Origin of the sequence: Pseudoxanthomonas suwonensis (genome assembly GCF_000972865.1) — a bacterium.
GTDB lineage: Bacteria > Pseudomonadota > Gammaproteobacteria > Xanthomonadales > Xanthomonadaceae > Pseudoxanthomonas > Pseudoxanthomonas suwonensis_B.
The window spans coordinates 913,209-935,319 of the sequence record NZ_CP011144.1 but is presented as its reverse complement, the minus strand read 5'-3'; the positions used below and the strand labels follow the sequence as shown (position 1 = coordinate 935,319).

At 72.2% G+C, this 22,111-nt stretch carries 19 protein-coding genes; 4 read left to right on the top strand and 15 right to left on the bottom strand.

What is annotated here, in order from left to right:
* Nucleotides 1-250: 250 nt before the first annotated feature.
* The 12 genes from WQ53_RS04110 to WQ53_RS04055 form a co-directional block, all read right to left on the bottom strand.
* On the bottom strand, nucleotides 251-697 hold the full coding sequence (locus WQ53_RS04110) for an NUDIX domain-containing protein (RefSeq protein WP_158497807.1): 447 nt from the start codon (nucleotides 695-697) through the stop codon (nucleotides 251-253).
* Between the two features lie 46 nt (nucleotides 698-743).
* Nucleotides 744-1,064 (bottom strand): BolA family protein, encoded by a 321-nt coding sequence (locus WQ53_RS04105; RefSeq protein WP_052630670.1) that lies wholly within the window; start codon nucleotides 1,062-1,064, stop codon nucleotides 744-746.
* Between the two features lie 94 nt (nucleotides 1,065-1,158).
* Nucleotides 1,159-1,857, bottom strand: a complete 699-nt coding sequence (locus tag WQ53_RS04100; protein ID WP_052630668.1) for a M23 family metallopeptidase — start codon at nucleotides 1,855-1,857, stop codon at nucleotides 1,159-1,161.
* A 34-nt stretch (nucleotides 1,858-1,891) separates the two neighbouring features.
* A complete protein-coding gene (locus tag WQ53_RS04095) occupies nucleotides 1,892-2,869 on the bottom strand; it encodes a L,D-transpeptidase family protein (RefSeq protein WP_052630666.1) in 978 nt (325 codons plus the stop codon).
* Nucleotides 2,870-3,481: 612 nt separating this feature from the next.
* Nucleotides 3,482-5,437, bottom strand: a complete 1,956-nt coding sequence (locus WQ53_RS04090) for an acetyl-CoA hydrolase/transferase C-terminal domain-containing protein (protein ID WP_052630664.1) — start codon at nucleotides 5,435-5,437, stop codon at nucleotides 3,482-3,484.
* Between the two features lie 170 nt (nucleotides 5,438-5,607).
* Nucleotides 5,608-6,873 carry a topoisomerase gene (locus tag WQ53_RS04085; protein ID WP_144409215.1) on the bottom strand — a complete coding sequence of 422 codons (1,266 nt, stop codon included), beginning with the start codon at nucleotides 6,871-6,873 and terminating at the stop codon, nucleotides 5,608-5,610.
* A gap of 225 nt (nucleotides 6,874-7,098) precedes the next feature.
* The gene (gene modC, locus WQ53_RS04080; protein ID WP_052630662.1) at nucleotides 7,099-7,713 is read right to left on the bottom strand and encodes a molybdenum ABC transporter ATP-binding protein; all 615 of its coding nucleotides are present in this window, start codon (nucleotides 7,711-7,713) and stop codon (nucleotides 7,099-7,101) included.
* Between the two features lie 124 nt (nucleotides 7,714-7,837).
* Nucleotides 7,838-8,539: a molybdate ABC transporter permease subunit gene (gene modB, locus WQ53_RS04075; protein WP_052630660.1), complete on the bottom strand. Its 702-nt coding sequence runs from the start codon at nucleotides 8,537-8,539 to the stop codon at nucleotides 7,838-7,840.
* A gap of 9 nt (nucleotides 8,540-8,548) precedes the next feature.
* Nucleotides 8,549-9,337, bottom strand: coding sequence for a molybdate ABC transporter substrate-binding protein (modA, locus tag WQ53_RS04070; protein WP_052630658.1), 789 nt, complete (start codon nucleotides 9,335-9,337; stop codon nucleotides 8,549-8,551).
* A gap of 25 nt (nucleotides 9,338-9,362) precedes the next feature.
* Nucleotides 9,363-9,899 (bottom strand): hypothetical protein, encoded by a 537-nt coding sequence (locus WQ53_RS04065; RefSeq protein WP_144409214.1) that lies wholly within the window; start codon nucleotides 9,897-9,899, stop codon nucleotides 9,363-9,365.
* 16 nt (nucleotides 9,900-9,915) lie between these two features.
* Nucleotides 9,916-10,782 carry a S1/P1 nuclease gene (locus WQ53_RS04060; protein WP_082112832.1) on the bottom strand — a complete coding sequence of 289 codons (867 nt, stop codon included), beginning with the start codon at nucleotides 10,780-10,782 and terminating at the stop codon, nucleotides 9,916-9,918.
* A 43-nt stretch (nucleotides 10,783-10,825) separates the two neighbouring features.
* On the bottom strand, nucleotides 10,826-11,449 hold the full coding sequence (locus tag WQ53_RS04055) for an OmpW/AlkL family protein (protein ID WP_052630654.1): 624 nt from the start codon (nucleotides 11,447-11,449) through the stop codon (nucleotides 10,826-10,828).
* A gap of 180 nt (nucleotides 11,450-11,629) precedes the next feature.
* Between WQ53_RS04055 and gap the strand changes: the two genes are divergently transcribed.
* From gap to WQ53_RS04035, 4 genes are all read left to right on the top strand, one after another.
* On the top strand, nucleotides 11,630-12,634 hold the full coding sequence (gene gap / locus WQ53_RS04050) for a type I glyceraldehyde-3-phosphate dehydrogenase (protein WP_052630652.1): 1,005 nt from the start codon (nucleotides 11,630-11,632) through the stop codon (nucleotides 12,632-12,634).
* 322 nt (nucleotides 12,635-12,956) lie between these two features.
* Nucleotides 12,957-15,803 carry a DUF2339 domain-containing protein gene (locus WQ53_RS04045; RefSeq protein ID WP_082112831.1) on the top strand — a complete coding sequence of 949 codons (2,847 nt, stop codon included), beginning with the start codon at nucleotides 12,957-12,959 and terminating at the stop codon, nucleotides 15,801-15,803.
* Between the two features lie 26 nt (nucleotides 15,804-15,829).
* Entirely contained in the window at nucleotides 15,830-17,218 is a 1,389-nt protein-coding gene (locus tag WQ53_RS04040) for a DUF3999 domain-containing protein (protein ID WP_082112830.1), read from the top strand.
* Nucleotides 17,219-17,329: 111 nt separating this feature from the next.
* The gene (locus tag WQ53_RS04035) at nucleotides 17,330-18,505 is read left to right on the top strand and encodes a phosphoglycerate kinase (protein ID WP_052630649.1); all 1,176 of its coding nucleotides are present in this window, start codon (nucleotides 17,330-17,332) and stop codon (nucleotides 18,503-18,505) included.
* Between the two features lie 262 nt (nucleotides 18,506-18,767).
* Here the strand turns inward: WQ53_RS04035 and rnk are convergent, their stop codons facing one another.
* From rnk to ahpF, 3 genes are all read right to left on the bottom strand, one after another.
* Nucleotides 18,768-19,199, bottom strand: coding sequence for a nucleoside diphosphate kinase regulator (gene rnk / locus WQ53_RS04030; RefSeq protein ID WP_052630647.1), 432 nt, complete (start codon nucleotides 19,197-19,199; stop codon nucleotides 18,768-18,770).
* A gap of 142 nt (nucleotides 19,200-19,341) precedes the next feature.
* Entirely contained in the window at nucleotides 19,342-20,325 is a 984-nt protein-coding gene (gene oxyR / locus WQ53_RS04025; RefSeq protein WP_052630644.1) for a DNA-binding transcriptional regulator OxyR, read from the bottom strand.
* Between the two features lie 72 nt (nucleotides 20,326-20,397).
* Nucleotides 20,398-21,987, bottom strand: a complete 1,590-nt coding sequence (ahpF, locus tag WQ53_RS04020) for an alkyl hydroperoxide reductase subunit F (protein WP_052630641.1) — start codon at nucleotides 21,985-21,987, stop codon at nucleotides 20,398-20,400.
* Nucleotides 21,988-22,111 lie beyond the last annotated feature (124 nt).

Below are 22,111 nucleotides of genomic sequence, written 5' to 3'. Positions count from 1 at the left end.
GAACGACGGGACCCAAGGCCTTTAAGCCTTCAGCGACTTCGAAAGACACCGGGTCCCGGCGTTCGCCGGGACGACGGTGCTATCCGGGCCCCTGCGCGAGCCGGCATTCGGCAAGGGCGAAGCGCTTCACCGGGCGACGGGGTGATTGCCGTCGCACCGGCACCGTTGGTCGCGTCACCAGCCGCCCGTACGACCGGCAAGGCGTGACAGCGGAGCAAGGCTCCTTGCGCGCGGGCAGTTGCGACCGCGCTCACTCCCTGCCGTAGCGCGCGACCAGTTCGGCGTCGATCGGCGAGATGTCCTCGGGCAGTTCGTCGGCCGCCCAGAAGCCGACGGCCGAGATCTCCGTCGTCGGCATGAACGCGACCGGCTCATGGACGGATGCGGCGAAGAGCAGGCCGGCAAGCACCTGCACGCCGCCTTCCGGCCGCGGGCGTTCGAGAAGCAGGTGGGCCAGCGGGCGCAGTCCATGGCCGGCCTGGCCGGACTCTTCGCGCAGTTCGCGCAACGCGCATTCCTCCGCGCGCTCGCCCGCGTCGATCCAGCCGCCGGGGAGTTCCCACACCGCGCGGCGCGCGTTGCGGACCAGCAGCACGCGCGTTTCGTGGCGGGCGATGACCAGTGCGAACGCGGCGGCCTGCGCCGCGGCGTCGCCAGGCGGGTGCACGGCCACCAGCCGCTCTCCGCGCTCGTTCACCACCGGGAGGCGGTGAGTGCCGCGGCGTTCCACCGTCCCGGCCGGCTCAGCGGACGCCGTTGGCGTCGTGCTTGCTGCCGCCGCGGCAGCGCGGCGAGTCGGGTACGTCCGCGCCCGTGTCCCATTCGGCCGGCGTGTAGGTGTGCAGGCCCAGCGCATGGACCTGCTGCATCAGCCCCCCCAGCGCCGCATAGGCGGCCTGGTGCCGCTGCAGCGCGCGCTTGCCCTCGAACGCGGCGCTGACGATCACCGCCTTGTAGTGGGTCTCGGTGCCGCGGCTGTGCATGTGGCTCTCGTCGAGCACTTCGAGGTGGAGCGGCTCCAGGACGGACAGGGCGTCGCGGATCTGGTCGGCGCGGGTGGCCATGGCGGCGGCATGCCTGTGTTCGGGACTTCGAAGGACATGGTAGCGCCGGCGGCCGGATTCAATGCGACGGTCCATGCGCGCAGCCTGTTCTGGGTCAGGGCAGGGGCGCGTCGCCGCGCAGCACCGGATACGGATTGACCGCGGTGCCTTCCCACCAGCGCCGCTCCGGGCCGAGCACGAAGATCGCGAAGTGCAGGTGCGGCGCATCGGCGCTGGCGTTGCCGGTGGCGCCCACGTAGCCGATCACCTGGCCGCGGCGCAGGGCCTGGCCTTCGTGCAGGCCTTCGGCGTAGCGCTGCAGGTGTGCGTAGTAGTAGGCCAGGCGTCCGCTCGGCTCGAACTGGTAGACGGTCAGGCCGCCGCGCTCGCTGTCGAACAGCTTCTCGACGGTGCCGTCGGCCACGGCCAGGACGGGGGTGCCGGCCGGCGCCATGATGTCGATCGCATCATGGAGGCGGCCCTGGCTGCGCGCGTCGGTGAAGGTGTCCTGCAGCTGTTCGATGGCGACACCCTGCACCGGCAGCAGCAGCGGCGGGGCGTGCGCCTGGGTGCCGGGCGCGGGCATGGCCGGCGCTGGAGGGACGATGGCCGGCGCCGCGCGGACGGCGGCGGGCGGCGGCGTGGCGTGCTGCGCCGCTTCGACCGGCTCGCGCCCGTCCACCGGCGGCGGATCCGCGTCGACCCCGCTCGGCACAACCCGGACCAGCGCCAGCGACTCGCCGTCGGCGCCGAAGAACACCAGCACGCCCAGCGCCGCGAGCACGCACAGCATCAGGGCCAGCAGCAGCTTCATCCATCCGCTCCTTTGCGCATCTCGGCGGCGCGGCTCATTCCTGCAGGATCACCGGCACGCTCGCATCCACCGCCGCGGCCACGTCCAGCGCGTCCCAGTTGGTCAGGCGGATGCAGCCGTGGGACTGCCGCTTGCCCACTCCGCGCGGCTCCGGCGTGCCGTGGATGCCGTAGTGCGGCTTGGACAGGTCGATCCACACCGGCCCGACCGGGTTGTTAGGTCCCGGGGCCAGCGTGGCCTTGCCATGGGTAGGGTCGGCGTCCCAGAACAGGTCCGGGTTGTAGTGGAAGGTGGGATCGCGCACCACCGCCAGGATCTTCCACTCGCCCACCGGAAGTGGATCGCGTTCGCTGCCGGTGGAGGCGGGATACTGGGCCAGGATCCGGCCGTCGCCGTCGAGCAGGCGCAGCACCGATTCGGTGCGGTCGACCACCAGTTGCGCCGCCTTGCCCTCCGGCGGCGCGGCGCGCACCGCCGGCACCTTGAGCACGCTGCCGGCGCGTCCGAAATCCGCGTCCGGATTGAGCCGGCGCAGCAGTTCCGGACTGGCGTGGAAGCGTTCGCCGAGCGCTTCGGCCAGCGACGCGTAGCCGAGCGCGTCGAGCCGCGCCTTCTCCAGCATGTCGTTTGGCAATTCGGCATACGGGCCGGCGATGTCGGCCTCGGTAAGCGTGTGCTCGTCCAGGACCGGCGCGGTGTCGCGTTCCAGCGCTTCCCAGGTCGCCTCGTCCGGCTCGCCGGTGACGGGCAGGTCGTGCGCGGCCTGGAAGCCGCGCAACGCGCGCCGCTGGTTGGAGCCGGCCATCGCGTCGATCTCGCCGGGGGAGAAGCGCGCACGATCCAGCAGCACCTGCAGGCGCAGCAGGGCGCCTTCGCCCTCGCGCACGCTGCGGTCGTCCGCGGCGGCGGCCAGTGTCGGCGCCGCGGAGGGAGCCGGCGGTGGAGGTGCGGCCCAGGCTGCCGCCGCGGCGAAAGACAAGAACAGGACGAAGGCGTACCGGCAGAGTGGCATGGCGGACTCCGGATGAACGTGCCGCCAAGCTGCGCAGGCGCGCGCCGACCCGGCGTGAAGACGCGCCGGCGCCATTCAGCGGAATCGGTGTGGCGTGACGCGCCGCTGGCGCTTTCCCCTGACCCCAGCCCTCTGCCCCGAAAGCGGAGGAGAGGGGGCAAAAGCTTCGCCGCAGGCAAAGGGTAGGGCTGGGGAGGGGTGCCTTAGTCTTTGCTGGTTCGATCGAAGTTGCGATCCCAAAGCATCCGAGGCCGCCGTGTCCTGGGGTTCTGGCGCAAGCAGCACATGGATGTGCTGCGTTCGCGACTCGGAGGCAGGACGCCGGAGTGGAGCGATGCGCCAGAACCCCAGGACACGGCGGCCCCCTCCGGAGCCAGCGCTCTTGCTCCAAGCCGCAAAAGCCAGGTAGTAGTCCCGACGCGGTGTCGCCCGCAAGGCGGACTCCTGGAAGCAAAGTCACTGGATTCCCGCCTGCGCGGGAATGACGGCTATAGGAGGATGCGAGGTGAGAGCTGTCCGTCGCGAAGCGGGTCGAAGTCGCAGGTTCCGGCACAATTCCGATGAAGCCCAAGTCGCCCCGCCTGCGCCGCGGGATTCCCGCCGGCCGCCGTTTCAGCCGGTTTCGCGGCGGCTGCCGGCCAGCGCCAGTCGCAGCAGCCGCGCCTGCAGCCAGTCGTCCGCGCCGCGCGGCGCCTGCAGCTGCATGCGCTGCATGGCCTCGGGGTCGGCGGCCGGCGGCGCGGCCAGGGCCTGCAGCACCGTGCGCAGTTTCGCCGCGCGCGAGCCGGTGCGCGCCTGCAGCCACGCCAGCGCGCGCACCAGCCGCTGCTCGACCGGAGTGAAATCGCTGCCCAGCGGATAGTCGGGCAAGGTGCCGTCGGCGCGGAACGGCGCTAGCGACTCGGCCAGCCGCTGCGGCGTGTTCCGTTCCCAGTGCGCGGGCGCGGCGAAGTCCTTGCGGAGCTTGCCGTTGGCGGTGGCCTCGTCGAGCAGCTGCCGGCGGAAGCGCGCGTCGGCGATGCCGGCCATCGCCACCACGCAGTCCTCGTCGCTGCGGTGGCGCAGGTCGGCGATACCGTATTCGTTCACGTACAGGTCGCGCAGGTGGCGCGGGATGGTGGCGTGGCCGTAGTTCCAGCGCACGTTGGATTCCGTCCGGCCGCCCGACTCGCGCACCGCGCGGAACATCAGCGCAGAGCGCGCGTCCGGCAGCGCATGGGCCATGGCCACGAAGTTGTACTGGCCGCCGACGCCGGAGACCACGCGCCCGTCCTCCAGCGCGTCGGACACCGCCGCGCCCAGCGCGGTGGCCATCATGCAGCTGTTGAAGAAGCGCGCCTCGCGGCGCTGCAGGCGCTCCAGGCCTTCGTCGTTGCCGTACAGCTGGTTGATCTCGCGGATCCGGCGCATGCCGATGGCGCGGCACTGCTCCTCCGGCAGGCCGCGCAGCCAGGCATAGAAGTCAGGCGAGCCCAGGTAGAACGCGCCATGCAGGTATTCGCCGTCGCGCTGCAGCCGTGCCTGGTCACCGAGGTTGGCGGTGCCGTCGGCCAGCCGCTGCATCAGCGCCGGGTCGTCGACCACCTTGCGCCGGATCACGCCGGCCTCGACCAGGTGCTTGAAGCCCTCGTTGATCATCTCGCTGCAGCCGTACAGGCCGGTCTCGAAAGGGTCCAGGCCGCCGCTCTCCAGTACCGCAGGATGTCGTTCCAGTTCAGGGTCCAGCGCCGCCAGCGCCCGGCGGTAGCGCGCGTTGTCGGCGTGCCGCAGCACCAGCGCGTGGCACAGCGCGTCGGCCAGCGCGCCGATGCCGATCTGCAGGGTGCCGCCGTCGCGCACCAGCGCGCTGGCGTACAGGCCGATGGCGTAGTCGGCGTCGGCCACCGGCTGCCGCGGCAGGCCGAACAGGCGCGGGTGCGGGCCAGGCGGCTCGACCACCACGTCGAAGAAGCCGTCCGGCGCCAGCGCGGTGCCGCCCAGCCAGGGCAGCCGCGGGTCGATCTCGGCCACCAGCAGCGGCCGCGGCAGGCCGCGCGCCCGGTGCGCGTCGACGGTGTCCTGGGTGATGTCGTTGTTGCAGGAGAACGACAGCCGTTCGCCGTCGGGCTCGCGCGCCATCTTCTGCACGATCAGGTTGAGTTCGCGGTGGGCCAGCGCGTCGGCGACGTGGGTGTAGTTGAGGCTGGCGTAGCGCTGCTGGATCTGCGCCGAGCCGAGCAGCGCGCCGGACTGCAGGTAGAACTCCTCGACCTCGACGTGGCCCGGCAGCGCATCGCGCTTCATCGCCTGCACGTAGGCCAGGCGCGGGAAGTCGTCGCCGAAGTGGCGCTGCAGGAACGGCTCCAGGAAGCGCGCCTGCAGGCCCTTGCCCGGCACGGGCGGGTCCAGCGACAGCGCGGTGTACAGGCGCAGCGGCCGCGCCGGGTCGTCCTCGATGCGCGCGTACAGCGCGTTGAGCAGGCGGTGCGGCTTGCCCAGCCCCAGCGGCGCGCCGACGCGCAGGTCCGGCGGCAACCGGGCGAGCACGTGCTCCAGGGCCGCCTCCAAGTCGGTGAAGTGCCTGGCCATGGCGGCAGCTTAAGCCATGGCGTGGCCGCGGCCGTGAGGGGATGTTGACAGGAGCGTGGGAGGCGAGGTGACGGGGGATGCGCGGTGCGGGGATCGGAAACGAGGGTGTTGCCGCGGATGGGCGTGGTCTGTGGGTGGATGGCTGCGTCATGCGCGCCGCCCACGGGGCGTCACCGCAGAGGCGGCGTATCCCAATCGCGGTGATCCTCCAGCCGGACGGAGTCCGTATCGCTGGCGATGATCGACAGATCGTCGGCACCGGCCTGGCGCAGGTGCCGGCGAATCGCGTCACGTGCCGGCGCGTCCCATTCGCCGCGCCATGCGCAATGCTTCGGATCCGCGACCGCGGAGTGGTAGCCGAGGTTGCCGGCGGCGCCGAGCGCCCGGTAGATCTCGGCGCCCGCCAGCGCGCCGAGGTGGCCGGCGCGTGCGCCGAGCCAGTCGATGTGCGGATTGTCCAGGACCAGCAGGCCGCGTGGCGCGACCAGGCCCACGACCTGGTGCTGGTCGGTCGCCAGCGTGTCCACCGCTTCGGCGAAAGCGCCGAACGCGTCGCCCAGCCAGGGCTGTTCGCCATAGGCGCTGTGCGGGGGCTGCGCGCCGGTGCCGGCCACCCCGCGCCAGACCGGCACGCCGCCGGATCCGGATTCGATGGGCATGGTCAGCGCCACCCGCTGGTCGAACGCCCCGGCCGCGAGCGCGCCCTTGCCGAATCGCGAACATCCGGCGACCGCGACCGCATCGGCGCGCAGCAGGCGCTGGTCCGATTGCGCGATGACGTCGAGCAGGCGGCTGATGCCCCAGGCCCAGGCCATCAGCGTGCCCGTCGACCGCACCTCGTCTCCGTACAGGTCGAAGAACGCGCCTCGTCTTGCGCGTCCGCTGCCGGTCTCGGCGCCGATCGCGGTCGGCAGGTAGTCGATCCGCGCCACGCCTTCGCTGGCCAGCAGCCGCGGGTCGATGCCGCCGATCCCACCCACTACCACGATCGCCGGATGCGGCCCGGGGCCGTCAGGCAGGTGCAGCACGGCGCTGAAGGTCTCGCGCCTGCCACGGTAGTCCACGGTCACGTCGATGCGATCGGGGTATACGTTGCCGGTCACGCTGTCCGGAGCCGTTCCCTTCCGCCCGTATACCTGATCTTCCAGCGTCCGCAGCGTTTGCTGGCGCTGGCAGCGCCACTGCTCGCGGGCCGCGATCCGGGTGCCGTCGGGGCCGGCGAACGGGTCCGGCAGGTTCGCCTGCACCGCCGTGGCGGGAGGCGAGGTCGCGCAGTCCATGCCCTCGTTCTCGTGGGCGGAGGCGTAAGGCGCACGCGCGTCTTCCAGGCCGTCGCCACCGGCCGCCATGGTCGCGTGCGGGGCTGCGCCGCACGCCATCGCCAACAGGCACAACAGGGCCGGGTACCGTCTGCGCGCGCCGCTCTCGACAACCATGTGCCTGCTCCATCGAAATCCGCGGCGCGATCATGCCAGCGGCGGCGGCCGTCGCCCACCGGGGGGCGGCCGGATGCGGTGTGCCGCTCACTGCTCCAGCATGTCCCGGGCAGAATAGCCGTCGCCGCGACACTTCCCTTGCCGGCGACCATGAAGCGGCCTTCGCCGCGATAGTGCACGTCCGAGCGGAACTTCCAGCCTGCGCCGGTGGCAGGCAAGGCCACGTCAATCCAGTACGTGCACCACGTCGGCCAGCCGCCGCACCTCGTCGGGATGATGGCTGACATAGAGCATCGGCAGGCGCACCTCGTCGCGCACGCGCTGCAGGTAGGGGATCAGTTCCTCGCGGCGCGCCGGGTCCAGCGCGGTGAGCGGTTCGTCGAACAGCAGGATCGCCGGCTGCGACAGAAGCGCGCGGCCGATCGCCACGCGCTGCGCCTCGCCGCCGGACAGGTTGGCGGTGCGCCGCGCCAGCAGGTGGCCGATGCCGAGCAGTTCCACCACCGCGTCGAAGCCGAAGCGGGCCTGGGCGTCGCCATGGCGGCCGTAGCGCAGGTTGCGGCGCACGTCCAGGTGCGGGAACAGGCGCGCGTCCTGGAACACGTAGCCGATCCGGCGGCGGTGGGCGGGCACGTCGATGCCGCGTGCACTGTCGTACAACACACGGTCGTCGATGCGGATGTGCCCGGATTCCGGCCGCACCAGGCCGGCGATGGCGTTGAGCACGGTGGTCTTGCCCGCTCCCGAGGGTCCGGCCAGCGCGACCACGCGCGCCTGCTCCTCGATGCGCACGTGGCGGCGGAAACCGCCGCGGCGCAGCTGCAGGTCCAGGCTCAGCACGCGCCGACTCCGCTGGCGGTCATGCCCGATCCCGAAGCACCGCGACCGGCGACGATCCGACGGACGCCGGCAGGCGCAACGACGCATCGGGCGCGGCGGTGCCCGGACATGGGAAGCAGCGGCCTCATTCCTCCTCCTCCGCGCTGCGCTGCCGCCGCACCAGCCATTCCGACAGCAGCAACGCGCCGAGCGAGATGAACAACGACACCACCGCCAGCCGCCAGATGCCGGCCTCGCCGCCGGGCACCTGCAGCAGGCCGTAGATCGCCGCCGACAGGGTCTGGGTTTCGCCGGGGATGGCGGAGACGAAGGTGATGGTCGCGCCGAACTCGCCCAGCGCCTTGGCGAAGGCCAGCGCCGCGCCGGCGACCAGGCCGGGCCAGGCCAGCGGCAGGGTGATGGTGAGGAACACGCGCCACGGCGCGGCGCCGAGCGTGGCGGCGGCCTGCTCGAGCCGGCGGTCCACGTTCTCGATCGACAGCCGGATCGCCCGCACCATCAGCGGGAAGCCCATCACCGCGCAGGCCAGCGCGGCGCCGGTCCAGCGGAAGGCGAGGGTGATCCCCAGGGTGTCATACAGCCAGCGCCCGATCGGTCCCTGGTTGCCGAACAGCACCAGCAGGGCGAAGCCCATCACCACCGGCGGCAGCACCAGCGGCAGGTGCACCAGCGCGTCGAGCAGCGCCTTGCCGGGAAAGCGGCGCCGCGCCAGCAACCAGGCCACGGCCACGCCGAACGGCAGGCTGGCCAGCGCGGCGACCGTGGCCACCTTCAGGCTGAGCCCGATGGCGGTCAGTTCCTCGGGCGAGAACCACGTCGTCGCCACGCCGCCGCCTCAGTCGAGCACGTCGAAGCCGCGCTGGGTGAAGATCGCGCGCGCCGGCGGCGAGGCCAGCCAGCGCACGAAGTCGCGCGCCGGCTCCGGCGCACCGCGCAGCGCCGCCACCGGGTAGACGATCGGCGGATGGCTGTCCTCGGAGAACGTGGCGACCACGCGCACGCGCGGTTCGGCCTTGGCATCGGAGGCGTAGACGATGCCCAGCGGCGTCTCGCCGCGCGCCACCAGCATCAGCGCGGCGCGCACGCTTTCCGATTCGGCGAGGCGGGTCTTCACGCCATCCCACTGCCCGAGCGATTCGAGCGCGGCGCGGGCGTACTTGCCGGCCGGCACCGTCGCGGTCTGGCCTACGGCCAGGCGGCCATCTCCCAGCGCCGACGCGATCGATCCCGGCTTCGCCGGATCGACTTTCGCGGTGCTCGCCTGCGGCGCGACCAGCACCAGCCGGTTGCCGAGCAGGTTGCGGCGGCTGCCGGTGTCGACGAGGTTGCGTTGCTGCAGGTAGTCCATCCAGTCCAGGTCGGCCGAGATGAACACCTGCGCCGGTGCGCCCTGTTCGATCTGCCGCGCCAGTGCCGAACTGGCCGCGTAGGAAATCCGCACCGGCGTGCCGGTGGCCTGCTGGTAGGCGGCAGCCGCCTCGTCCAGCGACTCCTTGAGGCTGGCGGCGGCGAACACAGTCAGCGGCGCGTCGTCCGCGGCGCGGGCGGCGGCGGGCAACAGCGCCGCGCCGGCGAGCAGGAGGGGGATCGAGAGGCGAAGCAGGATCGCGGTGAAGGTGGGCATGTCGTCGTTCTCCGGTGGGGCGGCGTTACGGCGAAAGCACGGTGATGCGTTCGATCTGGCGGATCCCGCGCGCCGGCCGGCTGTCCTCGGGTACGACCAGGCGCAGCGGACCGGCGGCGGCGTCCAGCGGTTGTCCATCGCAGCGGTCGACCAGGAACACCTGGCGGTTGCCCAGGCTCGGGTCGAGTTCGCCCAGCGAGAACGTCACCCGGTAGCCGTCGCGCGCGACCACCTCGACCCGGCGGCCCAGCTGCGCACCGCCGCGCAGCGGCGCGTCCGGCATGGCGCCGGCCTGGCGCAGCAGGTCGACCAGGGCCACGCCGGTGCAGTCCAGGGCCTGGCCATGGGCGGTCGCCTCGACGCGGGCCTGGGCCAGCCCCGCACGCGCCTGCGCTTCCAGCGGGATCTCCACCGAGGGTGGCGGCGCAGGCGTGTCGGCGCCGGGCGCGTGCGCATGCTGCGCGGCCACGGGTCCGGCAGCCAACGACGCCAGCAGCAGCAGGCGAGCGCGGCGCCGCAGCGTGGCGGACGGGTGGAATGGTTGAGCGGGATGGACAGGCATGGGCGATCCTCCGTGGTTATCCATTGCCGCCCAACGCGGCGTTGAGCGTGGCCGCCAGGTGCGCGCCGGCCAGGCGCAGTTGCCGTTCGGCAATCGGCAGGTGCGCATCGACGTACGCCTCGTCGATCACGTGGCCGCGCGGATAGAAGCCCGGCGCGGCCACCACGCGGCAGGACTGCTCGGCCCACAGCCGCGGCGCGTCGGCCGGCATCGGCGAGACCGGTGGCGGCGCCGGCAGCGCGCGCAGCCGCGCCAGCCAGGCATCCTCGTCCAGGCGCCGGGCGTTGAGCAGGCCGCTGTCCCACAGCGAGTGCATGTTGCTGCCCTTGTTGCGGTAGTTGACCTGGTAGTCGTTGCCGCCGCGGTCATGGGCGTGGCCGGCGTGCAGCGGCTGGTGCACGTCGCCGACGAAGTGGACCACGAACTTCAGCGCTTGGCGGCGCTCGGCATCGGTGCGCCCGGGGTCGGCCAGGATCGCGGTCTGTTTCTCCAGCGCGGCGACCACGCAGTCGCCGCGTGGGCAGTCGCGTGCGGCGTCGTAGCCGCAGCCGTCGCCGTCGAGGTTGACGTAATGCCAGCGCGCCGAGCGCCTGCCCAGGCCGGGATCGCTGCTGCGCAGTTCGTCGGCCCAGTTGGCGATGCCGGGCAGGGTGGGTTCGGGTTCGCCCGCGAGCAGGCGGGCGACGGTGGCGCGTGCCTGCGGGGTCAGGTCGGGTTCGGCCAGGCGCGCGACCAGGCGATGGCCCAGCGGTCCCCAGGCCTGCGCGGGCAACGCCAGTGCCAGGGCGAGGGGCAGCGACAGCAGGATGGCCAGGCGGCGCCGGCGCGCGCCTGCGTGCCGTGTCGTGCCGCCGGACGCGGGGGTGGGAGTGGAAGCGGTCATGCCGGCACTGTAACCGACGCGCCGCGGCCACTCCCGCGCCGGCTCAGAACTTCAGGACGTAGGCGGCGCCGTACACCAGCGGGTCGATGTTGGCGGTGCCCAGGTGGGCGCCGTCGACGCGGACCCGGCTGTCGATGTCGATCCAGCGCAGGTCGACCCGGATCGCGCCGCGCGCGTTGATGCGGAAGTCCAGGCCGGCGTGCGCGGCCAGGCCCCACGACGAGCCGAGCGACAGGTCGGTGCCGGCCAGCGCGCCGCGCGTTTCCTCGCTGAAGAAGGTGGTGTAGTTCAGGCCCAGGCCCAGCACCGGCGAGACCACGCCTGCGTCGTTGAAGTGGTATTGCAGGCTGACCGTCGGCGGCAGATGTTTGGTGCTGCCGACCCGGCCGATGCCGTCGACCGAGATGTCGTGCTCGAACGGCCAGGCGGCCAGCACTTCCAGGCCGAGGTTGTCGCGCAGGAAGTACTCGAAGGTCAGGCTCGGGCGGGCGTTGCTGCCGATCGACAGCGGCAGGGTGCCGCCGGCCAGGGCGCCGTTGTCGGACTTCGGATCGACCTGGTGCAGGCCGAAGCCGAGGGTCCAGTCGCCGGCGGACTGGGCCGCGGCGGGCAGGGCGGTGCCCGCCGCGACGGCGGCCAGGAGGGCGATCAGGTGCTTCCGTTTCATTGGCAACTCGCTTGCGTGTGGGGAGTGGCGCCAGTGTCCGGCGACGCCGCGACACGCGCCTTGATTGCAGTCAAGGCCGCTGCGCCCGGCCCGTGGCCGCGGGTGGGCCGGTGCTAGAATGGCGGCCCCTTTCCATCCACCACGGGCCGCGCCGGATGCGGCCGTCAGGAGTCAGGATTCATGGCGATCAAGGTTGGCATCAACGGTTTCGGCCGCATCGGCCGCAACGTGCTGCGCTCGGCGGTGCAGAACTTCGGCGACGACATCGAGATCGTCGCGATCAACGACCTGCTCGAGCCGGACTATCTGGCCTACATGCTGCAGTACGATTCCGTGCACGGCCGCTTCAAGGGCGAGGTGCAGGTCGAGGGCAACACGCTGGTGGTCAACGGCAAGAAGATCCGCCTGACCCAGGAACGCGATCCGGCCAACCTGAAGTGGGACGAGGTCGGCGCCGAAGTCGTCATCGAGTCCACCGGCCTGTTCCTGGACAAGGCCACCGCGCAGAAGCACCTGGACGCCGGCGCCAAGAAGGTGATCCTGTCGGCCCCGTCCAAGGACGACACGCCGATGTTCGTCTACGGCGTCAACGACAAGACCTACAACGGCGAGGCGATCGTCTCCAACGCCTCGTGCACCACCAACTGCCTGGCGCCGCTGGCCAAGGTGATCCACGACAAGTGGGGCATCAAGCGCGGCCTGATGACCACCGTGCACGCCGCCACCGCCACCCAGAAGACCGTCGACGGCCCGTCCAACAAGGACTGGCGCGGCGGCCGCGGCATCCTCGAGAACATCATCCCGTCCAGCACCGGCGCGGCCAAGGCGGTCGGCGTGGTGATCCCGTCGCTGAACAAGAAGCTGACCGGCATGAGCTTCCGCGTGCCGACCTCGGACGTGTCGGTGGTCGACCTGACCGCGGAACTCGAAAACCCGGCGACCTACGAGGAGATCAAGGCCGAGATCAAGGCGCAGAGCGAAGGCGCGCTGAAGGGCATCCTCGGCTACACCGAGGACAAGGTGGTGGCCACCGATTTCGTCGGCGACACCCGCACCTCGATCTTCGACGCCGACGCCGGCATCCAGCTGGACCCGACCTTCGTCAAGCTGGTGGCCTGGTACGACAACGAGTGGGGCTACTCCAACAAGTGCCTGGAGATGGTCCGCGTGGTTGCCGGCAAGTAAGCGGCGGCAAACAGGCATCGGACAGTCGTGACGGAAAGGGCGCCCCACGGGCGCCCTTTTCTGTAGGAGCCGACTTCAGTCGGCGACACGGGCGTCGGGGTTGCGGGGGCGTCGCCTGTGCCGACGGCGTCGGGTCGCCGACTGAAGTCGGCTCCTACAACGACCCCGGGCGCCGGGACCCCGCGCCGAACTGCGAGTGCCGCACGCCGCACGCGGCCGCCGACACCTTGCAACCCGGCCATGCATCGCCGACGCTGCCGACGCCAAGCCGTTGCCGGGCACGACCGGCGACCGCTGCGGAAACGGACGGACGGGGGGCGGGATGGACGGACTGGTGGGGTTCCTGGTGCTGGTCGGGCTGGCGCTGCTGGCGATGCCGGTGCTGCTGGTCGTCGCTCTGGTGTCGCTGTCTTCGCTGAAGGGGCGGGTGGCGGCGCTGGAGGGCGCACTCGCCGAACTCCGCCTTGCCACCGCACGCCCGGCGCCGGCACGTGCCCGGGACGAGGCGGCCCGGCCTCCGGCCGATGCCCCCGCGGCCGGCGTCGGCCCGGCGCAGGACGATGCGGCGCCGACGCTGTCCGAGTTGATGCGGACGCAACCGCCGGCACGACCCGTCTCCGCCGCATCGTCGCCTGCCTCCTCGGTGCACGCTCCTGCAATGCACGAACCCGCAGTGCACCAGCCCGCGGCATCCTCCGCCGGTCAGCCGTCCGATACCGGGTCCGCCCCGCCTGCGGGCGGCGCCGCGACCGGTGCGGCCGCTTCCACGCCGCCGCCGCTGCCGCCGCCGCCAAACGCACGGCCGTGGCGCGAGGATGCCCCCGGTACGCCCGACACGGGCGCCGCCCTGCTGCGCACGGTCAAGCGCTGGTTCACCGTCGGCAACGTGCCGGTCAAGATCGGCATGCTGGTGCTGCTGGCCGGCGTCGCGGCGCTGCTCAAGTACGCCAGCGACCAGGGCCTGTTCTCGCTGCCGCTGGAACTGCGCCTGGCCGGCGTGGCCGCCGTCGCGCTGGCCGCGCTCGCCTTCGCCTGGCGCCGGCGCCAGAGCAACCGGGTGTTCGCGCTGAGCCTGCAGGGTGGCGCGATCGGCGTGCTGCTGCTGACCGTGTATGCGGCGTTCAAGCTGTACGGCGTGCTGCCCGCCGGCGCGGCGTTCGCGCTGAGCGGGCTGCTGGTGGCCGGGATGGGCCTGCTGGCGGTGCTGCAGGACGCCAAGGCGCTGGCGGTGTTCGCGCTGCTGGCCGGCTTCCTCGCCCCGCTGTGGCTGTCGACCGGCAGCGGCAACCACGTGGCGCTGTTCTCGTACTACGCGCTGCTCAACGCGGCGATCGTGGCGATCGCCTGGTTCCGCGCCTGGCGCATCCTCAACCTGCTCGGTTTCGTGTTCACCTTCGGCATCGGCACGCTGTGGGGCGTATACGACTACCGGCCGGAGCAGTATGCGAGCACCCAGCCGTTCCTGGCGTTGTTCTTCGCCTTCTACCTGCTGGTGCCGATCCTGTTCGCGCGGCGCCAGCCGGAAGGACGGCGCGACTTCATCGACGGCTGCCTGGTGTTCGGCACGCCGCTGGTCGCGTTCGCATTGCAGGCGGGGCTGATGGAGGGCGTGCTGGCCGACGGCGACCGCCTGCCGCTGGCGCTGTGCGCGCTGGGCCTGGGCGTGCTGTATGCGGGACTGGCCTGGGCGTTGCTGCGCCGCGCCGGCTACGCGGTGCTGGGCCAATCGCACGCGATCCTGGCCGTGGGCTTCGCCACCCTGGCTGTGCCGCTGGCGCTGTCGGCGCGCGCCACTGCCAGCGCGTTCGCGCTGGAGGGTGCCGGCCTGTTCTGGCTGGGCCTGCGCCAGGGCCGCGGGTTGCCGCAGTTCGCCGGCGCCGCGCTGCAGCTGCTGGCGGCGTGCGCGCTGCTGGCCGGGCTGCTCGACCACGCCGGCGGCGATGCGCGTCCGCTGTTCAACCCGACCGCGATGGGTGCGCTGCTGATCGCGCTGGCCGGCCTGGCCAGCGCCTGGGCCGCACGCGCGCATGGCATGACTGGCAGCGCGCTGGCGTTCTACCTGTGGGGCCTGGCCTGGTGGAGCGGCAACGGCGTTCACGAGATCGACCGCTTCGTCGCCGCCGATGCACGTCCGGATGCGCTGCTCGCCTTCGCCGCGGCCAGCGGCTGGATCGCGGCAGAGGTGCACCGCTGGCGTCCGGCGCGCGCACTGGCGGCAACGGTGTTCGCCGCGTTTGCGTTGGCGATGCCGCTGGCGCTGTGGCAGGACGCCGTGCACGCGCATCCGTTCGGCGGCGGCTGGGGGGCGGCCGCGTGGGCGCTGTTCGCGGTGCTGGGCCTGCGCAGCCTGTGGTGCCTGCGCGACGACGACGACGGCGGCACGGCCGGCCTGGCGCAGTTCGCCTGGTGGCTGCTGTGGCCGCTGTCGCTGTCGCTGTGGGCCTCCTGGCTGGCGACCGACGCCGGCCTCGCGCAGGGCTGGCGCGTGGCCCTGCTGGCGTTGCCGTGGCTGGCGCTGGCCGCGCTGGCGCTGCGGCGCTGGCCGTGGCTCGCGTTCCCGCGCGACGCCGGCGCCGTCGCCGGCCTGCGCACGCCGCTGCTGGGCGTGGTCTTCGCATTGATCGCGACCGGCTGGCTGCTGGCATTGGCGCTGGCGGCGTCGCCGGCGCCGCTGCCGTGGTTGCCGCTGCTCAATCCGGCCGAACTGGCGCAGCTGATCGCGCTGGCGCTCGCCGCCGTCTGGCTGTGGTCGGCGCACTCGCCCGCGACGCTGTCGCAGTTGCGCACCGGCGTGGTCGCGCTGGGCGGCTTCCTGCTGCTGAGCGCGAGCACGCTGCGCAGCGTGCATCACTGGGGTGGCATCGACTGGAACCCGGAGCTGCTCTCCACCAGCCTGGCCCAGACCAGCCTGACCGTGGTCTGGAGCGTGCTCGGCGTGATCGGCTGGATCGTCGGCTCGCGCCGCGGCCGGCGCGGGCTGTGGCTGGCCGGCGCGGTGCTGATGGGCGTGGTCCTGGCCAAGCTGCTGCTGGTCGACCGCCAGCACCTGGGCGGCGTACTCGGTATCGTCTCGTTCATCGCCTATGGCGTGTTGTGCACCATCGTCGGCTACCTGGCGCCGGCGCCGCCGCGCACGCACGACGACCCACTGGAGGAAGGACGGACATGAAGCCAGCGGACATGAGACCGGCGCACATGAGGCTGGAACGATGGCTGGGTCTGCTGCTGGTGTTGCTGGCGCTGCCGTCGATGGCGGCGCTGGCCGGCAGCCGCGACGACTACGCGCGGCAGTGGCCGCTGGTACTGGGCCAGGACGAGAGCGGCGCCTACCGGGTGGAGCTGGGCGAGGCGGTGTACCGCAGTGCCAGCCAGGCCGCGTTGGGCGACATCGAGGTGTTCAACGCCGACGGCCAGCCGTTGCCGGCGGCGCTGCTGTCGCCGGCGCAGCCGCTGGCGCAACCGCCGCGCACGCTGGCACTGCCGTGGTTCCCGCTGCCCGCGGTCGATCCGGCCGCCGGTGGCGGCGACCTGCGCCTGGTCGCCGAGCGCGACCAGGACGGCGGCATCGTCCGCATCGAGGCCGGGATCGAGCCGCGCGACGGCGCGGTCGCGGCGCCGGGGCAGTGGCTGGTCGACGCCAGCCGCCTGCGCGAGCCGGTGCGCGCGCTGCTGCTGGAATGGGAGCGGCCGCAGCAGTCGCTGCAGGTGCGCTACCGGGTCGAGGGCAGCAACGACCTGCGCCGGTGGCGCACGCTCAATGAAGGCACCACGTTGCTGGACCTGGAGCGCGGCGGCGAACGCCTGGTCCAGGGCCGGATCGTGCTGGACGGGCAGGCGCGCTACCTGCGCCTGCTGCCATTGCGCCCGGGCCTGGTGCCGGCGCTCACCGGGGTGATCGCCGAGCTGGCACCGCCGCCGCCCGATGCCCGCTGGGAATGGGTGGAGATCGCCGGGCAGCGGCGCAGCGAGGGCGGCCGCGACTATTTCGAATATGTCCTGCCCGGGCGCTTCCCGGTGGAGCGCGCCGACGTGCGCCTGCCCGGCAACAGCGCGGTGCAGTGGACCCTGCACAGCCGCGAGGATGCGCGCGGGTCGTGGCTGTGGCGCGCCGGGCCGTGGATGGCGTTCCAGGTCGGCGGTAGCGGCGACGGGGGCGCGGACCATTCCGAGCCGAAGCCGTTGGCTTCGATGGTGCGCGACCGCCACTGGCGGCTGAGCGCGGGCAGTCCGGTCGGCGACGTGGTGCCGGTGCTGCGCCTGGGCTACCGCCCGGAGGTGGTGGTGTTCCTGGCGCAGGGATCGCCGCCGTTCGCGCTGGCAGCCGGCAGTGCCAACGCCAGCCGCGCCGAGGCGCCGATCCCGGCGCTGCTGGAAGCGCTGCGCCGCCAGCGCGGCGCCGGCTGGCAGCCAGCACCCGCCTATCTGGCCGACGCGGTGGAGGAACTGGCCGGCGAGCGCGCGCTGCAGCCGCAGCGGCAGGTCGACTGGAAGAGCCTGCTGCTGTGGGGCCTGCTGATCGGCGGCGCGGTGCTGGTCGCCGCGCTGGGCCTGAGCCTGCTGCGCCAGCGTCCTTCCGCGGACTGAGCCACCGGCGGGTTTGCCGCGCCGGCGCATGGGCGGGACAATGCCGGTCCGCGCCGTCGCGGCCGCTGGCCGCGCAGCCACGCCCCTTCCCCAACGCAACGAGCCAGAACCATGTCCATCGTCCGCATGACCGACCTCGACCTTGCCGGCAAGCGCGTGCTGATCCGGCAGGACCTCAACGTCCCGATCGAAGGCGGAAAAATCACCTCCGAACAGCGCATCACCGCCTCGGTGCCGACGCTGAAGCTGGCCCTGGAGAAGGGCGCGGCGGTGATGGTCACCTCGCATCTGGGCCGGCCGAAGGAAGGCGTGTGGAGCGAGGCCGATTCGCTGGCGCCGGTGGCCGCGCGCCTGTCCGAACTGCTGGGCGTTGAGGTGCCGCTGGTCAAGGACTGGGTGGACGGCGTGGAGGTGCAGCCAGGCCGGATCGTGCTGCTCGAGAACTGCCGCATGAACCTCGGCGAGGGCAAGGACGACGAGGCGCTCTCGCGGAAGTACGCGGCGCTGTGCGACGTGTTCGTGATGGACGCGTTCGGCACCGCGCACCGCGCCCAGGCTTCGACCCACGGCGTGATCCGTTTCGCTCCGGTCGCCGCCGGCGGCCCGCTGCTGATGGCCGAGCTCGACGCGCTGGACAAGGCGCTGGCCAACCCGGCGCGCCCGCTGCTGGCGATCGTGGCCGGAAGCAAGGTCTCGACCAAGCTGGAACTGCTCACCAGCCTGGTCGGCAAGGTCGACCAGCTGATCGTCGGCGGCGGCATCGCCAACACCTTCATCGCCGCGGCCGGGCACGGCGTGGGCAAGTCGCTGTACGAGGCCGATCTGCTCGACACCGCGCGCGAGATCGACGCCGATGCGAAGGTGCGCGGCGCGCAGATCCCGCTGCCGGTGGACGTGGTGGTGGCCAGGGAGTTCAAGGCCGATTCCCCGGCCGAGGTGAAGCCGGTCGACGCGGTCGGCGCCGACGACCTGGTCCTGGACATCGGTCCGCGCACCGCGGCGCAGTATGCCGAGCTGATCGCGGCCGCCGGCACGGTGGTGTGGAACGGTCCGGTCGGCGTGTTCGAGTTCGACGCGTTCGGCAAGGGCACCGAGACCCTGGCCCGCGCGATCGCCGGCTCGAAGGCGTTCTCCATCGCCGGCGGCGGCGACACGCTGGCGGCGGTGGACAAGTACGGCATCGCCGACCAGGTCAGTTACATCTCCACCGGCGGCGGTGCGTTCCTCGAGTTCCTCGAGGGCAAGACCCTGCCGGCGGTGGCGGCGCTGGAAGCACGCGGCATGTAGGAGCGGGCATGACCGCGACCCGGGCGTCGGAACCATTGGGGGCGTCGCCTGTGCCGACGGCGTCGGTGTCGCGGACTGAAGTCCGCTCCTACAAGAGCAACAGCGCGACGGCTTTCTTGTGTGTGTAGGAGCGGGCATGACCGCGACCCGGGCGTCGGAACCATGGGGGAGTCGCCTGTGCCGACGTCGTCGGTGTCGCGGACTCAAGTCCGCTCCTACAACCGCAAGGATCGCGGCCGGCGCGCACTGCGCCGGCCTGCGCTCAGCGGTGCAGGTCGCCCGCCGCTTCGGGCTGGTAGCGGACCGACTTCACCCGCAGCTTCAGGGTGCGGCCGCCAGGGACCTCCCAGTCGATCGACTGGCCGACCGACAGGCCGAGCAGGGCGCTGCCGACCGGCGCCAGGACCGAGACGCGTCCGCGCTCGACGTCGGCCTCGTTCGGATACACCAGGGTCAGCACGTGGTTCTCGCCGCTGGCGATGTCCTCGCACTCGACCTGCGAATGCATGGTCACCACGTCGGCGGGGATGCGCTCGGGTGGCAGCACCTCGGCGCGGTTGAGTTCGTCCATCAGCGCGAGCGCCGCCGGGTGGCGGCTCAGCACCGGGGAGTCGAGCAGGGCTTCGAGCCGGGCCAGGTCGCGGCTGGAGATGATCAGGGACGGCGGCAGGCCGCTGGCGGGTTGGGTGGGCATGGTGCTCCTCTCACGGGTGGGTGCGCGCCGGGCGCGCATGAAGAAAAAGGCGGCGCGTTTCCGCGTCCGCCCCGGGTCGACTGGTTGTGGGAACACCGTAGCCCGTAACGGGCGGGGGTTCAACCGCATCGGGCCGCCGCGTTCAGGCCCAGTCGCCGCGCGGCGGTGGCGGTGTGGCGGCCGGCTGCACCGGGGCGCCGGGCCTGCCCTCGTCGGGCGAGGCGACCGGCGAGAGCAGCCCCGGCGGCAGGTCGCGGAACACCTGCGCCAGCCGCGCCAGGAAGCCGGCCATGGCCGAGCTGCGCCGCCAGACCATGGCGATGCTGCGGCTGGGGTGCGAGTCGGCAAAGCGCAGCAGGTGGATGTTGTCCGAGCGCGCCACCGGCGGCTTCACTGCCAGGGTCGGCAGCAGGGTCACGCCGACGTTGGCGGCGACCATCTGCCGCAGCGTCTCCAGGCTGGTGGCGCGGAACTCGGTCTTCTCGTGCGCGCCGGACAGGCGGCACACGTCCAGCGCCTGCTCGCGCAGGCAGTGGCCGTCCTCCAGCAGCAGCAGGCGCTGTTCGGACAGCTCGTCCAGGGTCAGCGTGGCGCGCCGCGCCAGCGGATGGTTCTCCGGGACCGCCAGCACGAACGGCTCCTCGAACAGGAACTCGGCGTGCAACTGCTCGTCGTGGACGGGCAGGGCCAGTACCGCCGCGTCGAGCTTGCCGTCGCGCAGGCGGGTAAGCAGTTCGTCGCTCTTCTCCTCCACCAGCAGCAGTTCCAGCTGCGGGAAGCGGGCGCGCACCCGCGGCACCACGTGCGGCAGCAGATAGGGAGCGAGCGTGGGGAAGATGCCCAGCCGCACCGTGCCGGCCTCCGGATCCTGGCTGCGGCGCGCGGCCTCCTTCATCTGCTCGACCTCGGCCACGATCCGGCGCGCGCGCTCGGCGGCCTCGCGGCCGGCGGGGGTCAGCATCACCCTGCGCGGCGCGCGTTCGACCAGCGGCACCCCCAGCTCGTCCTCCAGCTTGCGGATCTGGGTGGAGAGCGTGGGCTGGCTGACATAGCAGGCCGCGGCGGCGCGGCCGAAATGCTTGTGGTCGGCCAGGGCCACCAGGTACTTGAGGTCGCGCAGGTTCATCGCATTCCCTCCCGCCGGATCGCGCCGCCTCCCGGAACGCCGAAAGGCGGACGCGGGTCCACCCTAGCGCTTTCAGGCGGCTTCCGCGACCGGCTCGGCTTCCGGCGCCGAAGCGCGGATCAGGTGGTCGAACGCGGCCAGCGCGGCCTTGGAGCCCTCGCCCATCGCGATCACGATCTGCTTGTACGGCACGGTGGTGCAGTCGCCGGCGGCGAACACGCCCGGCACGCTGGTCTGGCCGCGGTCGTCGACCACGATCTCGCCGCGCGGGCTCAGTTCCACGGTGCCCTTGAGCCATTCGGTGTTGGGCAGCAGGCCGATCTGCACGAACACGCCTTCCAGCTCGAGCCGGTGCGCGTCGTGGCCGACGCGGTCGGTGTAGACCAGGCCGGTGACCTTGTGCCCGTCGCCCAGCACTTCGGTGGTCTGCGCGCTGGTGACGATGCGCACGTTCGGCAGGCTGCGCAGCTTGCGCTGCAGGACCTCGTCGGCGCGCAGCTTCGCATCGAACTCGACCAGGGTGACGTGGGCGACGATGCCGGCCAGGTCGATCGCCGCCTCCACGCCGGAGTTGCCGCCGCCGATCACCGCCACCCGCTTGCCCTTGAACAGCGGGCCGTCGCAGTGCGGGCAGTAGGCCACGCCCTTGTTGCGGTATTCGTTCTCGCCGGGCACGCCCATCTGCCGCCAGCGCGCGCCGGTGGACAGGACCACGGTCTTCGACTTCAGCGAGGCGCCATTGGCCAGCCTGATTTCGACCAGGCCGTCGGCGCCGGCCGGCACCAGCGCGGTGGCGCGCTGCAGGTTCATCACGTCCACGTCGTATTCGCGCACGTGCTGCTCCAGCGCCGCGGCCAGTTTCGGGCCCTCGGTGTGCGGCACCGAGATGAAGTTCTCGATCGCCATCGTGTCCAGCACCTGGCCGCCGAAGCGCTCGGCCGCCACGCCGGTGCGGATGCCCTTGCGCGCGGCGTAGACCGCCGCCGCGGCGCCGGCCGGGCCGCCGCCGACCACCAGCACGTCGAACATGGCCTTCCTGGCGATCTTCTCCGCCTCGCGCTTCTCCGCGCCGCTGTCGAGCCTGGCCACGATCTCCTCCAGGCCCATGCGCCCGGCGCCGAACATCCGGCCGTTGAGGAACACGGTCGGCACCGACATCACCTGGCGTGCCTCGACCTCGTCCTGGAACAGCGCGCCGTCGATGGCCACGTGCCTGACCTTCGGGTTGAGCACCGCCATCAGGTTCAGCGCCTGGACCACATCCGGGCAGTTCTGGCAGGACAGCGAGAAGTAGCTCTCGAACACGAACTCGCCGTCGAGCGACTTCACCTGCTCGATCACCTCGGCTGCGGCCTTGGACGGATGCCCGCCGGCCTGCAGCAGGGCCAGCACCAGCGAGGTGAACTCGTGGCCCATCGGCAGGCCGGCGAAACGCAGCGAGATGTCGTGGCCGGGGCTGGTCACGGCGAACGACGGCTTGCGCTCGGCATCGTCGCGGCGCGCTTCCAGGGTGATCTTCGCCGACAGGGCCTCGATGTCCTGCAGCAGGGCGAGCATCTGCGCCGAGGCGTCGCCGTCGTCGAGCGAGGCGACCAGGTGCACCGGGCGGGTCAGGCGTTCCAGGTAGGCCTGGAGCTGGGTCTTGAGGCTGTCGTCCAACATGGCGGGAACTCCTGGGGGAGGGTACTAGCGGAAATCAGCACTTTCCCAGTCGTTCCCGCGAAGGCCGGAACCCAGCGCCTTTGACTTTCGATGGCTTGAAGTCACTGGGTTCCCGCCTTCGCGG

Bases quoted from the DNA above. Each gene is read 5' to 3' on its own strand.
- WQ53_RS04105 (WP_052630670.1), bottom strand. From the start codon at position 1,064: ATGGCCACCCGCGCCGACCAGATCCGCGACGCCCTGTCCGTCCTGGAG.
- WQ53_RS04065 (WP_144409214.1), bottom strand. From the start codon at position 9,899: ATGCCTGTCCATCCCGCTCAACCATTCCACCCGTCCGCCACGCTGCGG.
- ahpF (WP_052630641.1), bottom strand. From the start codon at position 21,987: ATGTTGGACGACAGCCTCAAGACCCAGCTCCAGGCCTACCTGGAACGC.
- WQ53_RS04060 (WP_082112832.1), bottom strand. From the start codon at position 10,782: ATGACCGCTTCCACTCCCACCCCCGCGTCCGGCGGCACGACACGGCAC.
- WQ53_RS04035 (WP_052630649.1), top strand. From the start codon at position 17,330: ATGTCCATCGTCCGCATGACCGACCTCGACCTTGCCGGCAAGCGCGTG.
- WQ53_RS04055 (WP_052630654.1), bottom strand. From the start codon at position 11,449: ATGAAACGGAAGCACCTGATCGCCCTCCTGGCCGCCGTCGCGGCGGGC.
- modA (WP_052630658.1), bottom strand. From the start codon at position 9,337: ATGCCCACCTTCACCGCGATCCTGCTTCGCCTCTCGATCCCCCTCCTG.
- rnk (WP_052630647.1), bottom strand. From the start codon at position 19,199: ATGCCCACCCAACCCGCCAGCGGCCTGCCGCCGTCCCTGATCATCTCC.
- WQ53_RS04045 (WP_082112831.1), top strand. From the start codon at position 12,957: ATGGACGGACTGGTGGGGTTCCTGGTGCTGGTCGGGCTGGCGCTGCTG.
- WQ53_RS04090 (WP_052630664.1), bottom strand. From the start codon at position 5,437: ATGGCCAGGCACTTCACCGACTTGGAGGCGGCCCTGGAGCACGTGCTC.
- WQ53_RS04100 (WP_052630668.1), bottom strand. From the start codon at position 1,857: ATGAAGCTGCTGCTGGCCCTGATGCTGTGCGTGCTCGCGGCGCTGGGC.
- WQ53_RS04095 (WP_052630666.1), bottom strand. From the start codon at position 2,869: ATGCCACTCTGCCGGTACGCCTTCGTCCTGTTCTTGTCTTTCGCCGCG.
- WQ53_RS04085 (WP_144409215.1), bottom strand. From the start codon at position 6,873: ATGGTTGTCGAGAGCGGCGCGCGCAGACGGTACCCGGCCCTGTTGTGC.
- gap (WP_052630652.1), top strand. From the start codon at position 11,630: ATGGCGATCAAGGTTGGCATCAACGGTTTCGGCCGCATCGGCCGCAAC.
- oxyR (WP_052630644.1), bottom strand. From the start codon at position 20,325: ATGAACCTGCGCGACCTCAAGTACCTGGTGGCCCTGGCCGACCACAAG.
- WQ53_RS04040 (WP_082112830.1), top strand. From the start codon at position 15,830: ATGAGGCTGGAACGATGGCTGGGTCTGCTGCTGGTGTTGCTGGCGCTG.